Source organism: Serratia sp. HMSC15F11, from assembly GCF_001808215.1.
Lineage (GTDB): Bacteria > Pseudomonadota > Gammaproteobacteria > Enterobacterales > Enterobacteriaceae > Serratia > Serratia nevei.
Genome location: NZ_KV792444.1, coordinates 48,158 through 60,227, shown reverse-complemented (window position 1 = coordinate 60,227; position 12,070 = coordinate 48,158). Strand labels below are relative to the sequence as shown.

Below are 12,070 nucleotides of genomic sequence, written 5' to 3'. Positions count from 1 at the left end.
CACCTCGGTGATGAAGCGCACTTTCAGGCGCGTGTCGGCGTTGGCGCCGCAGAACGCGTCCACCACGAACAAACGCTTGCCGGAGAGCTGGTTGCCCACCAACGTTTTCAGATGCTGCCAGACTTCCGGGGAGAGCGGCTGGTTGTCGTTCTTGCCGGTGCCGTTGTCCGACCACCAGACGGTATCGCGCGTGGTGTCGTCGCGCACGATGTATTTGTCCTTCGGCGAACGGCCGGTGAATTCACCGGTCGCGACGTTGACCGCGCCCAGCTGGGTGAGGGTGCCGCGTTCCAGCGGCGGCAGGTCGGCGCGGGTCTCTTCGGCGAACAGTAATTCATAGCTGGGGTTATAGACGACGTCGGCGGCCTGATGAATGCCGTAGCGAGCGAGGGTTTGTGGGGTAACAGCGCGTGAAGACATATTCTACTTCCTTATGAGTCATATTATGCCTCTTTCCCGTGCGGTGCCGCGCGCAGGATTAAGGTTCGGATCAAGCTGACCGGATTCAGCTAATGCGTTTCCGGTTCTTTATTAATAAAGCAGGGGGCTTTTTCGCCCTCCTATAGCATAGCAGCGAATTTAAACCCGATTACTTTAATTACAAAATGCTGACGATAATTAATTAAAACTAACCTTGGCGGAGGGTCACAATATTGAATTCCGCCGGCGTAATTTAGTTTTGCATTTTTATTTTTTATCATATCGTCAGAGCTGTCTACTGTTTTATTTCTTATTAGAAAAAGCGAAGTCCACAATAGGATTCTTCGTAATCATTTGTTTTTACTTGGCTATGGCAGGATCGTTGCGCCAGGTGAATCTAACCGTACTGTACGCTTGTCAGCAGGGTGAATAATGAAACAGATAAATGCAGAACTGGCCTGTGATAAAAATACGGCATCGTCCGAATCCTCAGGATTAATTAATCAACTTCGTCAAATAGATATCGGTGCGGTACCGATCGCGCTGTTTATCACGATTTGCGCGATCGTGGCGATTTCCGCCTATGCCAACTTCCTGCCGAAGAATATGATCGGCGGCCTGGCGGTGATAATGACGCTGGGCTTTGCGCTGGCGCAGTTGGGAAAAAGCATTCCCGTGCTGCGCGATATCGGCGGGCCGGCCATTCTGTGTTTGATGGTGCCGTCGGTGCTGGTCTATTTCAATGTCTTCCAGCCTAACGTCATGGGCACCGTCCATTTGCTGATGAAAGACGCCAACCTGCTGTATTTCGTCATCGCCAGTCTGGTGGTCGGCAGCATTCTCGGCATGAATCGGGTGATCCTGATCCAGGGGATGATTCGCATGTTCGTGCCCTTGGTGGTCGGTACGGTGACGGCGGTGATCACCGGGCTGCTGGTGGGCAAGCTGTTCGGTTTTACCTTCTATCACACCTTCTTCTTCATCATTGTGCCGATCATCGGCGGCGGCATCGGCGAGGGGATTTTACCGCTGTCGCTGGCCTATTCGGCGATCCTGGGAGCGACGCCGGACGTCTACGTCGCGCAGCTGGCGCCGGCGGCGGTGCTGGGCAATATCTTCGCCATCGTGACCGCCGGGGTGCTGGCTCGCATCGGCATGCAGCGCAAGGCACTGAGCGGCGACGGCATGCTGATCCGTTCGGCGCAGGAGAACGCGATGTTCGCCATCAAGGAGCAAAGCGGCAACGTCGATTTCCAACTGATGGGCGGCGGTCTGCTGGTGATCTGCGCCTTCTTTATCGTCGGTGGCCTGTTCGAACACATCGTGCATATTCCCGGCCCGGTGCTGATGATCCTGTTCGCGGTGTTGTGCAAGTACTGCCGGGTGATCCCGGCCTCGATGGAAACCGGCGCGCACAGTTTCTACAAGTTCGTCTCCACGGCGCTGGTGTGGCCGCTGATGATCGGTCTGGGCATGCTGTACGTGCCGCTGGAAAGCGTGGTGGCGGTGTTCTCGGTCGGTTATGTGGTGGTCTGCGGCTCGGTGGTGCTGTCGATGGGGCTGGTCAGTTTCCTGATTGCGCCTTACCTGAAGATGTTCCCGGTGGAAGCGGCGATCGTCACCTGTTGCCACAGCGGCCTGGGTGGCACCGGTGACGTGGCGATCCTGTCGGCGTCGAACCGCATGGGGCTAATGCCGTTCGCCCAAATTGCCACGCGCATCGGCGGCGCTTCCACGGTCATCGGCGCGACGCTGCTGCTCGGTTGGTTAGTCTGAGTCCAGAATTTCTTATGGATAACCGGGGTTGGATTGCCCCGGTTTTTTTATGCTTTTTTTCCGCTTATCGTGATAATGCTGATGATTACCTTGAAAATCATTTGTATGGCGCAAATGCATAGTCGTACTTTATCTAAGAAAATTCTGTACTCGGCGAAAATGTGTCTATTCTTTTCTCTTAAGGGATTATCGTTCTCATTCAGAGTGCCGAGGGAAGGCGCCACCGCATTACCGATATCCCCGTATTGATTCAACACCGGGCCGCTGCCGTTCAGGCAATCCGCCAGTTGGGGCATCCCCCCCGATTGAATTGACGAATATGGAGATAAGGTTATGTCATCAAGCAATGCTTCCGTTAAGGCCGAAGGCGTATTAGCCCTGCTGGGCGCTTATAAACCCGATGAAGACGACACCATTACCGTGCTTCATCCGTCGAAAACGTTCGAAAACGCCGGTCTGGAGCTGGTGCGCGGCGATCGCAGTTGGCACGACAAGGGCGTGACCGACACGCCGGTCTCCCTGACCTTCAGCTTCTGGGAAAAGGCGCCGGGCAACATGTCGAGCATGGGCATCAGCGGCTTCAGCAGCTTTAACGCCGAACAGCGCGAGCAGGCCAAACTGTCGTTGCAGTCATGGTCCGACGTGGCCAACATCACCTTTAGCGAAACCAGCAACACCGCCGCCGCCAACATCAAATTCGGCCTGTTCGACTACAGCTCGCGCGGCTCCTATGCCTTTGCGTATAACCCGGACACCTCGCCTTCGGTTGCCGGGCAAACCTGGTATAACGCCAAGAACCATACCTTCGTCAACAATCAGATCCATGAGAACGAGTACGGTCGCCAGACCTTCACCCATGAAATCGGCCATGCGCTGGGGCTGCAACACCCGGGCGACTATAACGCCGCGCCGGGCGTCAGTATCACCTACGGCAAGGACGCGACCTATTTCGAGGACAGCCGTGCCCACAGCGTGATGAGCTATTTCAGCGAAAGCAACACCGGGCAGGACTTTAAAGGCGCTTACTCTTCCGGGCCGCTGCTCAACGACATCACGGCGATCCAGCACTTCTACGGCGCCAACATGAACACCCGCACCGGCGATACGATCTACGGCTTTAATTCCAATACCGATCGCGACTTCCTCACCGCCACCAGCGCGCAGGACAAGATTGTTTTCACCGCCTGGGATGCCGGCGGTAACGACACCTTCGACTTCTCCGGCTTTGGCCAGAATCAGCGCATCAACCTGAATGAAAAAGCGTTCTCGGACGTTGGCGGCCTGAAAGGCAACGTGTCCATCGCCGCAGGCGTAACGATTGAAAATGCCATCGGCGGATCGGGCAACGATGTGCTGGTGGGCAACGCCGGCGACAATGTGCTCAAGGGCGGTGCGGGCGATGATGTGTTGTACGGCGGCAAAGGGGCCGATCAGCTGTGGGGCGGCGCTGGCAAAGATACCTTCGTCTATTTCGCGGCGGATGAATCGACGGCGGCGGCACCGGATTGGATCCGCGACTTCGTGCGCGGTGAAGACAAGATCGATCTGACGCTGTTCAACACCGGCAGCGCGGACGGCATTCGCTTCGTCGATCAGTTCAGCGGCAAGGCGGGTGAGGCGATGTTGAGCTATGACGCGCAAAGTCACGTCAGCGACCTGGCGATCAACCTGGGCGGCGCTTTTGGCGCCAGCGATTTCCTGGTGAAAGTGGTGGGGCAGCCGCTGGATGCCGGCGATTTCGTGTTGGCGTAATGCGGGCAACAAAAATAGGGCTTTTTGGGTAAAAACCCGACAATTCCTATTAATTCCGTCATATTAGCGTGACATAGTAGCGCGCAGAAGGCCGGGCTTGCATACCTCGGGCTTCTGTCGGATCGCCAACCTTTTCGGTTGGCGATTCATTTTCCGCCTTTCAACATGTTGATGGCGGCGCCGAGCAGGATGCGCCGTTCGATATCGTTGCTGTCCGCCAGCTGCCGCGCCAGATGTTTTTCCAGCGTTTCCACCGACAGCGCTTCGCCACGATGGCGCAGCTGCATCACGCCGTCGCCGATCAGGCGTGCGACCTCATCCCATACGGGTTTAATCTCCTGTTCCGAGAACGTCATGGCCTACCTCGGCTGGTTGATTTTTGCCCAATGTAGCAGCTGAACTGCGGCTTCGCTACCGGCCACCCAAAACAGGAAGCATAAAAAACAAGCCATCAGTATTTCTTCTGGTTTTTACGCTCAATACTGACGGTGTCGAAAAGCAGGAGAAAACATCATGAACTGGGTCGAAACCTTGGCGGAGTACTACCGCCTGAGCCGCACGGGTGAAACGCAGCATTGGCTGTGTCGCCGCTGGTTGCCACAAGGGGAAGCGCGTTTGGCCTATTTGCAGGAGCTGCTGGAGCCGACCGCGCCGCGACGGCGGTGAGCACGACGCCGGCGCTTAGGCCGGCGCCGGTTCGCGAGATTAACCGAAGGCGATCGCCGCCCAACGCAACAGCAGCAACGCCAGGCAGATCAGCAGCAGCACCACGACCATTTTACTGAGTTTGTTGCCCATGCGTTTTGTTGCCACGTTGCCTCCTTAACTGAAGTACCACCCGCCGACGAGGGTGATGAGGAAAAGCGTCACCAGGGCGACGCCGTTGAGTAAATCGCTGAAGGTATCGTCAGCATCGATGTCGTCTTGCCGCATGTTGCCGCCTGGCGGTTGCCATTGGGTGAATAATGTCCACAGTATGCGCCCGGCAGCGCGACAGGCACAGCGAAGAACGGTAAAAACTCGTAAAGGCGGCGGTGGCGGAACGCGCAGTCGCGCTTGCGACGGATGCAGACGGCCGGCAATACGTTGTACTATCCTGTCTGCATTGATGCATTTTTCCAAAAGGTATAATCATGGCGACGGCAATTCCACAGAAATACGAGCACCTTGAGCGCTGGGCGTTCGGCGATACCGAGCAGCAGGCCGATGAAGTGGTGCAATTGATCCTCAATGGCACCAAAACGGCCACCTGTTCCAACCTGGACGGCGAAGGGATCCCGCAGGCCGGCGACCTGTTCCTGGTGGTGGACGGTAAAGGTGAACCGGTCTGCGCGGTTGAACTGACCGCGGTGGAAATGAAAACGTACGATCAGGTCGATGAAGCGCACGCCTTTGCCGAAGGCGAGGGCGATCGTTCGCTGGCGCATTGGCGCAAAGAGCTGCAGCGCTTCTTCGAAGAGTATGATCTGTTCTCGCCGGACATGACGCTGGTGCTGATGAATTTCAAAGTCGTCGACAAGTTCTAAACGGATGCGCGCCGTTCCCTACGAATGCCAGTGGGCAAGCCCGGAGCTGGCCGCCGAACTGATCGCCGGCCGCATGACGCTGGCGCAAGACGAGAATTGGGCGCGCAGCGGCGCCCGCGATCGGGCGGAGTACGTCGAGTGGGCCAACCACGTGTGCGGCATGGCCTGCCTGAAAATGGTGCTGAGCCATCGCGACGGCGAAGCGCCGCCGCTGCTGGAGCTGGCGCGGCGTAGCCTGCCTTACGGTGCCTATGTGCGCGAGGGGGAGCGGATAAAAGGGCTGATTTACGCGCCGTTCGTTGAGTACGTGCGCGAGCAGTTTGCGCTGCAAGCGGAGGTGAAGGTGGGGCTGGAGGCCGCCGAGTTATGGGCGCTGCTTAGCCAATACCGCTACTTTATCGCCTCGGTGCATCCCTCCATTCGCCGGCCCGAGAGCCTGCCGCCGCAGCGAGGCGGGCATCTGGTGTTGATCACCGCCGCCGATACGCAAAGCGTAACCTTCCACAACCCTTCGGGCGACAGCCCGGCAACGCGCGAGCGGGTACAGCTGCCGCTCAACCGCTTCACCGCTTTCTTTGCCGGCCGCGGCATCGCCATCGCATAAAAAAACGCGCTGTTTCCGATGAAAGCAGCGCGTCGTCAGCAGGCCCGGCGTATTTTCATGCCAGCCGCATCACCCAGGCGTCCGCCTGCCGATCGTAGTGCTGCTTGTACAGCAGCGACTGTTTGCCATCAAGGATCGCCGGAATGCTGGTGTGTTCATCCCAGCCGTCGAGCTGCATACACAGGTCCGGATCGGACTTGCAGGGAATGCTCAGGGTGCCGGCGCGGTCGGCGCCGGCGTGAAGATGCGCGTCATCGACCTCGAAGCTGCCAATTTTTACGACGGTTTTGCTCATGGGAACTCCTTGCTCAATGATGTGGTAGGAGGTTAGACCAGTAAGGCCATCGGTATGAGCATAGCCAAATGAGCAAAAAATGCCACATAAAAAATACATTCTGGCAACATTCTTCCTGAGCGGCTAGCGGCCACGCTAATAGGTCACGACATAGCTGACGTTATCCTGATAGGTACCGACCGGCACTTCGGTCTGCGCCGGATTGATGGCGGCGGTAAAGGGGATGCTTTGCGCCAGACCGGTGCCGGTGCCGCTTTGCGCGTTGGTGCTGCTCCACACGGTGCTGGTGTTGGGCAGGTAGATCTGATACTGCAGGAAGTTGCTGGTGCCGCTGAGCATTCGCCGCCAACCGGTGATGGGGTTGTTGCCGTTGGTAAAGTAGGAGCTGTATGACTGGGATTTGGTGCAGGTCAGGGTGATGCTCTGGTTGATCGGGTTGAATTGCCCCACCAGCGCCATGCTGCCGAAGTTGACGTTGTTGGCGGTATTGATCAGGCAGCTTTTGGTGATGACCGCGGTGACGGTCACGGTGCTGGATTGGTTGGTGCCGTCCCACCAGATACACAGCCCTATCAGGCCCAGGCCGCAAATATGGTAGTTCCACACAAGGTTAATGGTGTCGGTATAGGTGCCGGCGCTGACGTTCGCACCCGCCACGGTTTTGACGTACACCGGAAAGTTGACGTTGGAAGAGATCAGGATCAGCGACAGCAGGTTCAGCGAGCTGTAGTCGATGGTCTGGCCGACGCTGTAGGGATATTGGTAGTTGGCATCCGGGTAGATGAGATAGGAGATTTTATCGCCGGAGCCATTGCCGTTCAGCAGGGCCATATTGTTGGTGGTGGAGGCAATCTTGACCGTGACGGTGTTTTGCGTCAACAGATTGAGCCCCAGCCCGGTACAGTTGAGCCCGGCGGTACCCTGGGCGCTGATCTGGCCGTTGTAGACGGCGAAGGAGTTGCTGCTGGGCAGGGTCACCGTGCCGTTGGTAGTGGCGCAGTCCGCCAGCGCGCGTTGCCCGCACAGCAGCAGCAGCGCCGCCAAAAGAATTTTCACTTGCCGATACATCGTTCTTCTTCTCCGTGTGTTATTGGCAGACGAGGGGACCGACGCGCTGTAGCCCCTGCGGATTGGCCAGGCTGAAGCTGACCTGGCACGGCGCGCCGCCGTCGGCCGGGATCACGCTCAGCCGGTTGTGCTGCTGAACCGGGTCGATATAGGTCATGCCATCCCACCCGACATAGCTTTGTTGATTGCTGCCGATCACCGCCACCTGGCTGCCGTTGGCCAGCGGTTTGCCTTGCGCATCGACCAGCTCCACGTCGGCGGCGGAAAGGCGCTGGACGGGGAATTCGACCAGGTAGCCGCTGTGATCGCGAATGGCGACGGTTTTTTCTACTGACGGTAAATTGACATCCGCCGGCAGATTGAGCGGATCAATCTGGAATTTGGCGTGGTAATACGAAGTGACGGTGGGCACCAACAGGTAGCCTTTGTCGTTGGTGACGCCGATGCGCTGGTTCTCGTAGCTGACCGGAATGCCGGCGTAGCCGTTGGTCGAAACCAGGGCAAAGGCGTCGTTGATGGTGTTGGTGGCGTATACGCCGCCGTTCATCGCCACCAGCGAACCGCTGACTTCGCCCCAGCGGGTGTAATCGTTACGGTTGCCGTACAGCCCGGCGCGGGTTTCCAACAGCGAGGTGCGCCAGGTCAGGTCTGCCTGGCGGTAATCGCTGTTGCTGCCTTGACCGCCGGCGTAGGCCAGGTTCCAGCCGAAACCGCCGTCGGTCGGCGCGGCGCGGCTGTACGCGACGCGTTCGCTCCAGCGGTTGCCGGCGTCGCGGGCGGTACTGACGTTAGCGGTGCCCCAGGCATCGAACGGAATGCTGATCTGCAGCTGCGAGCTGTAGCCGTCGCCGCCGATCTCGCGGTTCGCCGAGGCGTACAGGCTGATATTGCGCCACAGCGTCAGGCTGTACGACAGGTTGACCAGGCGGGTGCGCTGGCCGATGGCGTCGCGCACGTCGAAATAACCGGCGCCCAGGCTGCCGAAGCGGCTCAGGCCGATGCTGCCGGTCAGTTGATCGGTGCGGCGGCTCAGGCGGTAGCTGCTCTTGTAGGTAGAGAGGTCGCCGAAGTCCGCGCTGCGCAGTACCCGTTGGGCATTGAGGCTGAAATATTGGTTGCTGTAGGTATAGCTCAGGCTGGTCTGATCGCCGTGGCGGCCGGTGTACTGATAAACCGGCCTGGCATCCGGTTGCTGTACCGGTTGGCCGGTGATCGGATTGTAATAAAGGGGCGTGACCGGTGGGGCGTTGAAGGCATCGCTGCCCGCCTGGCTGTAACTGTAGGAGGCGTTGAGGACCCCTAACTGCCCCAGGCGCACGCCCGCGCCGGCGCCGGTGACCGCCAGCTCAGCAGCGCCTTCCGCTCGCCCTTCGAGCGTCAACCAATCAGTGACGCCGTAACGCCCGCTGCCGCTGGCCACCCATTGGCCGTAGTCTGCGGAGCGGTAGCCGTAATTTTGACGCAGCGCCCCTGCCGACAGGCTGAAATCGCTTAGCCCGGCCTGCAGCAGCGAGCTGGCGACATAGAACGGCACCGTGGTGCTGATCTGGCGGCCGAGCGCGTCGGTGGTGACCACCGTCGCCTGGCCGGCGCCGTTGATGTAAGGCACGGTATTCAGGGTGAACGGGCCGGGGTTCACGCTGACGGAGGTATTCTTATAGCTGTTGATGTACAGATCGACGCTGCTCGGCACGGCGGCCTGGCCGGAGAACTGCGGCAGCGGATAGGTAATCAGATCCGGCCGCGTGGCGAAGTTGCGCGCCACCTGCAGGCCGCCGATGCGCACCGAACTGGTCCAGGGCAGCGAGCCGGTCGTGAGATCGCCGGCGGTATAGCTGAGCATGGTGTCGTCGTCGCTGTAGCGCCAGCTGCTGTCGTAGCGGATATAGCGATTGTTCTGCTGTGCGGCGGTCTCGCCGTTGAAGCTGCTGCGGAAAATGCCGGTGTTGGCGATAACGCCGAAGCCGTCGAACAGCCGCTGTTCGCTCCAGGCGGAAAAATAGCCCGGATTGCCGCGCCCGCCGCTCTGGCTGACGTAGGCGTCGTAATTCAGCAAGAAGCCCAGGCTGCTTTGCGCCGGCAGCCGCTGTTCCGGGTTGGCGTCGCCGAGGGTTTGCTTGGGCAGCCAGTCGTTGGGCACCGAGATCAACAGCTGCTGCGTTTCGCCGCTGTAGGTGACGTCGACCTTATCCAATTGATCGACGGCGATTTCTTTCGCTTGCTTGTCCGCCACCGGCAGGCCGGCGTCGCTCAGTTGCTGCGGCGTCAAATAGTAGTGGCCGCCGCGGTAGGTGACCGGCACCACTTTGCCGGTCTGGCGGCCGTTCACCACCGGCTCCAGATACAGCGTGGTGTCCGGCATGCTGATGGCGCTGGGCGGCGGCGGAAGGTCGTCGGCGGCGGCGTGCGGCGGCCACAGCTCCACCGCCATACAAAGTACGGCCAGGGCCAGCGGCTTGAGCTGCATGCCGCGCGTGGCCGGCGACGAGATCCGCTTCACCTGCACCTCAGGCTCAGTAAGACGGAATGGTTACGGGTTGCTTATTATCGTTGACCATCGCCTGCAGCTTGCCGGCGGCGAAACTGCCCGAAGGCGGCAGGGCAAAGCGCATCTGCGAACCCGGCAGCACATAGCCCAGCAGCCCGTTGTTGAGCGGCTTGCCCTGGATGCTGACCTGCGACAGGCGAGCGTGCACGATGCCGTCGTTGCGCACGTCGAGCCAGCGCTGGCTGTTTTGCTGCAGCAGCCGGTAGCTGAGCTTCGGCTGGTTGGCGGTGGCATAGTCGCGCGGGTGTTCGAAGTCTTGCTTGGTCCAGACGCCTTTGCCGCTGACGAACAGCGGCACCGAATAACGCATCTGGAATTTCAGCCCCATCTGCGCACCCTTGTCGGGCGCCGCGCCGTCTTTATCCTTGATTGGCACTTCGTCAACCAGTATCCGGTAAGCCCGTTCTTGCCCGGCGGCGACCGGGATCTGCTTGATCAGGCGAATCAGCTGGCGTTTGCCGGGGAGAATGGTGGCGACCGGCGGGCTGGCGACCACGTCGCTCTGGTTGCGGTAGTCGTCCTTACCGCCGGTTTGTTGCCAGCCGAGCACGCGGATCTGCATATAGACCGGTTTGCTGTCGCGGTTTTCCAGCCACAGGGCCGTCGCCTGCTGGTTGTCTTCAATCGCCGGATCGATAGGCCAAATCAGAATGGAGGCGGCGGCGAAGGCCTGCGGTTGACCGGCTAACAGCAATCCTGCCAGCAGGGGCAGGCGGAGCAGAGTACTACGCATAATGTGATCCTTTTTAAAAGCTCAATAACTCACCGTCACTAAGACCGTATCGTTGTAGGTGCCGCTGGTGGGCAAGGTGCTGCTCGCCATTAAACTGGCGTAGATTTTTATTTCTTGCGTACTGCCGGTGGAGGAGACGGTTTGGACGGCGCCGCCGTTGCCGCCGTCGCCCCACAAAACGGCGTAGTTGGCATCCTGGTAGAGCTGGTAAACCAGCGTTTCCGAGGTCACCGAGTTCAACAGTTTTCGCCCGCCGGCGATGGAGCCGGTGACGTTATTGCCGACGTTCAATCCCAGGGTGACGCTGAGCCCGGGATTGCAGCGGATCAAAATGGAGCCGGCGCCGGCGCTGGAGACGATTTTTATCGGGCTGCTCAAGGACGCCACCTGGCCGAAGCTCATGCTGCCGAACGAGGTAACGTTGGTGACGCCGCTGCCGAGCACGCAGCCTTTGATGATCGAAGCGTTGACCGTAAAGCCCTGGCTGACGGTATCGGCACGGGCCGTCGGGGCGCCGATCAGCGCCGCCAGCAGCAGGGTGCGCAGCGTTCCGTTAATCACCAATTTATCGTCACCTGCACCGTATCCGTATAGTTGCCCGTCGCCGGCGTCGTTTGTACCGGGATCATGCCGTACACCGGCAGCCAGACGCTTTGGCCGGTGGCGGTCTGGGTGACGCCGGTGACGTTATCCCAGACGGTGGCGTAGCTGGCGCTGGTATACAGGTTGTAGTTCACGCGGGCGCCCGCCGCGCTTTGCAGATAGCGCGCGGCGGTATTGCCGCTCTGTCCGCCGCTGAGCAGCACCGTGTAACTGGTGCCGTTGTTGCAGTTGATCTGCAGTGCGCCGGCGTTCGCCTGGCCGGTCACCTTTATCGCCGTATTGAGGAAATAGACCGTGCCGAAGTTAAAGGTGCCGAACGTGGTGTTGCCGCCGCTGGTGGTGCCGGCGACGCAGGACTTGACCAGGGTGGCGCTGACGCCCACCGTCGCGGTGCTGACGTCGGCGCGGCAAACGCCCGCCAACGACAGCAGCATGCAGGTGACGGCCAGGCGCGTCATGTTTACCAGGTGACGGTCATGGTGACGGTATCGCTGTACGCACCGGCCGCCGGGGTGGTGCCTGCCGCAGGTACCAGGCCGTAGACGATCAGCGGTACCGCCGAACCGGTGCCGGTGCCGGTCAGCAGGCCGGTGGTGCTGTTCCACGGTACGGCGTGGGCGCTGTCCTGGTAGAGGTTATAGCTGATATAGGCCGGTACGCTGCTGGCCATGCGCCGTTGGCTGCCGGTGGCGTTGAGGCCGTTGTCCAGCGCCACGGTATAGTTGGTGCCGGTGGTGCAGTTCAG

Annotated in this window: 15 protein-coding genes; 5 read left to right on the top strand and 10 right to left on the bottom strand. The window is 59.8% G+C overall.

What is annotated here, in order from left to right; translation table 11 throughout:
* Positions 1-420: phosphoenolpyruvate carboxykinase (ATP) (locus HMPREF3138_RS27035; protein WP_246828714.1), on the bottom strand; the 420-nt coding region annotated here is incomplete at its 3' end.
* A 432-nt stretch (positions 421-852) separates the two neighbouring features.
* On the opposite strand from HMPREF3138_RS27035, the gene HMPREF3138_RS09625 reads away from it, so the two are divergent.
* Positions 853-2,196, top strand: coding sequence for a 2-hydroxycarboxylate transporter family protein (locus HMPREF3138_RS09625; RefSeq protein ID WP_038877686.1), 1,344 nt, complete (start codon positions 853-855; stop codon positions 2,194-2,196).
* Positions 2,197-2,529: 333 nt separating this feature from the next.
* On the top strand, positions 2,530-3,948 hold the full coding sequence (locus tag HMPREF3138_RS09615; RefSeq protein ID WP_038877681.1) for a serralysin family metalloprotease: 1,419 nt from the start codon (positions 2,530-2,532) through the stop codon (positions 3,946-3,948).
* Between the two features lie 146 nt (positions 3,949-4,094).
* On the opposite strand, the gene HMPREF3138_RS09610 is transcribed toward HMPREF3138_RS09615, so the two are convergent.
* The gene (locus HMPREF3138_RS09610; protein WP_004931526.1) at positions 4,095-4,304 is read right to left on the bottom strand and encodes a hypothetical protein; all 210 of its coding nucleotides are present in this window, start codon (positions 4,302-4,304) and stop codon (positions 4,095-4,097) included.
* Positions 4,305-4,461: 157 nt separating this feature from the next.
* Here HMPREF3138_RS09610 and HMPREF3138_RS26670 point away from each other — a divergent pair, with 157 nt between their 5' ends.
* A complete protein-coding gene (locus HMPREF3138_RS26670; protein ID WP_164491942.1) occupies positions 4,462-4,614 on the top strand; it encodes a hypothetical protein in 153 nt (50 codons plus the stop codon).
* Between the two features lie 39 nt (positions 4,615-4,653).
* On the opposite strand, the gene yniD is transcribed toward HMPREF3138_RS26670, so the two are convergent.
* On the bottom strand, positions 4,654-4,746 hold the full coding sequence (gene yniD / locus HMPREF3138_RS27030; protein ID WP_016928013.1) for a small membrane protein YniD: 93 nt from the start codon (positions 4,744-4,746) through the stop codon (positions 4,654-4,656).
* Between the two features lie 335 nt (positions 4,747-5,081).
* On the opposite strand from yniD, the gene HMPREF3138_RS09605 reads away from it, so the two are divergent.
* Together HMPREF3138_RS09605 and HMPREF3138_RS09600 are read left to right on the top strand one after the other, a co-directional pair.
* Positions 5,082-5,474, top strand: a complete 393-nt coding sequence (locus HMPREF3138_RS09605) for an ASCH domain-containing protein (protein WP_004931522.1) — start codon at positions 5,082-5,084, stop codon at positions 5,472-5,474.
* A 4-nt stretch (positions 5,475-5,478) separates the two neighbouring features.
* Complete coding sequence (locus HMPREF3138_RS09600) at positions 5,479-6,078, top strand: C39 family peptidase (protein ID WP_038877677.1); 600 nt, start codon at positions 5,479-5,481, stop codon at positions 6,076-6,078.
* A 55-nt stretch (positions 6,079-6,133) separates the two neighbouring features.
* Here the strand turns inward: HMPREF3138_RS09600 and HMPREF3138_RS09595 are convergent, their stop codons facing one another.
* The 7 genes from HMPREF3138_RS09595 to HMPREF3138_RS27025 form a co-directional block, all read right to left on the bottom strand.
* Complete coding sequence (locus tag HMPREF3138_RS09595) at positions 6,134-6,373, bottom strand: DUF1480 family protein (RefSeq protein ID WP_004931517.1); 240 nt, start codon at positions 6,371-6,373, stop codon at positions 6,134-6,136.
* A 135-nt stretch (positions 6,374-6,508) separates the two neighbouring features.
* Positions 6,509-7,441 (bottom strand): Csu type fimbrial protein, encoded by a 933-nt coding sequence (locus HMPREF3138_RS09590; protein ID WP_038877675.1) that lies wholly within the window; start codon positions 7,439-7,441, stop codon positions 6,509-6,511.
* A 19-nt stretch (positions 7,442-7,460) separates the two neighbouring features.
* On the bottom strand, positions 7,461-9,908 hold the full coding sequence (locus HMPREF3138_RS09585) for a fimbria/pilus outer membrane usher protein (RefSeq protein WP_371326903.1): 2,448 nt from the start codon (positions 9,906-9,908) through the stop codon (positions 7,461-7,463).
* A 46-nt stretch (positions 9,909-9,954) separates the two neighbouring features.
* Positions 9,955-10,722, bottom strand: a complete 768-nt coding sequence (locus HMPREF3138_RS09580) for a fimbrial biogenesis chaperone (RefSeq protein ID WP_038877673.1) — start codon at positions 10,720-10,722, stop codon at positions 9,955-9,957.
* A gap of 21 nt (positions 10,723-10,743) precedes the next feature.
* On the bottom strand, positions 10,744-11,259 hold the full coding sequence (locus HMPREF3138_RS09575; RefSeq protein WP_047730737.1) for a Csu type fimbrial protein: 516 nt from the start codon (positions 11,257-11,259) through the stop codon (positions 10,744-10,746).
* Positions 11,260-11,279: 20 nt separating this feature from the next.
* On the bottom strand, positions 11,280-11,783 hold the full coding sequence (locus tag HMPREF3138_RS09570) for a Csu type fimbrial protein (RefSeq protein ID WP_038877669.1): 504 nt from the start codon (positions 11,781-11,783) through the stop codon (positions 11,280-11,282).
* Between the two features lie 2 nt (positions 11,784-11,785).
* Positions 11,786-12,070: spore coat protein U domain-containing protein (locus tag HMPREF3138_RS27025; RefSeq protein WP_038884933.1), on the bottom strand; the 285-nt coding region annotated here is incomplete at its 5' end.

Coding starts and splice junctions, on each gene's coding strand:
- HMPREF3138_RS09625 (WP_038877686.1), top strand. CDS start 853: ATGAAACAGATAAATGCAGAACTGGCCTGTGATAAAAATACGGCATCG.
- HMPREF3138_RS09615 (WP_038877681.1), top strand. CDS start 2,530: ATGTCATCAAGCAATGCTTCCGTTAAGGCCGAAGGCGTATTAGCCCTG.
- HMPREF3138_RS09610 (WP_004931526.1), bottom strand. CDS start 4,304: ATGACGTTCTCGGAACAGGAGATTAAACCCGTATGGGATGAGGTCGCA.
- HMPREF3138_RS26670 (WP_164491942.1), top strand. CDS start 4,462: ATGAACTGGGTCGAAACCTTGGCGGAGTACTACCGCCTGAGCCGCACG.
- yniD (WP_016928013.1), bottom strand. CDS start 4,746: ATGGGCAACAAACTCAGTAAAATGGTCGTGGTGCTGCTGCTGATCTGC.
- HMPREF3138_RS09605 (WP_004931522.1), top strand. CDS start 5,082: ATGGCGACGGCAATTCCACAGAAATACGAGCACCTTGAGCGCTGGGCG.
- HMPREF3138_RS09600 (WP_038877677.1), top strand. CDS start 5,479: ATGCGCGCCGTTCCCTACGAATGCCAGTGGGCAAGCCCGGAGCTGGCC.
- HMPREF3138_RS09595 (WP_004931517.1), bottom strand. CDS start 6,373: ATGAGCAAAACCGTCGTAAAAATTGGCAGCTTCGAGGTCGATGACGCG.
- HMPREF3138_RS09590 (WP_038877675.1), bottom strand. CDS start 7,441: ATGTATCGGCAAGTGAAAATTCTTTTGGCGGCGCTGCTGCTGCTGTGC.
- HMPREF3138_RS09585 (WP_371326903.1), bottom strand. CDS start 9,908: ATGCAGCTCAAGCCGCTGGCCCTGGCCGTACTTTGTATGGCGGTGGAG.
- HMPREF3138_RS09580 (WP_038877673.1), bottom strand. CDS start 10,722: ATGCGTAGTACTCTGCTCCGCCTGCCCCTGCTGGCAGGATTGCTGTTA.
- HMPREF3138_RS09570 (WP_038877669.1), bottom strand. CDS start 11,783: ATGACGCGCCTGGCCGTCACCTGCATGCTGCTGTCGTTGGCGGGCGTT.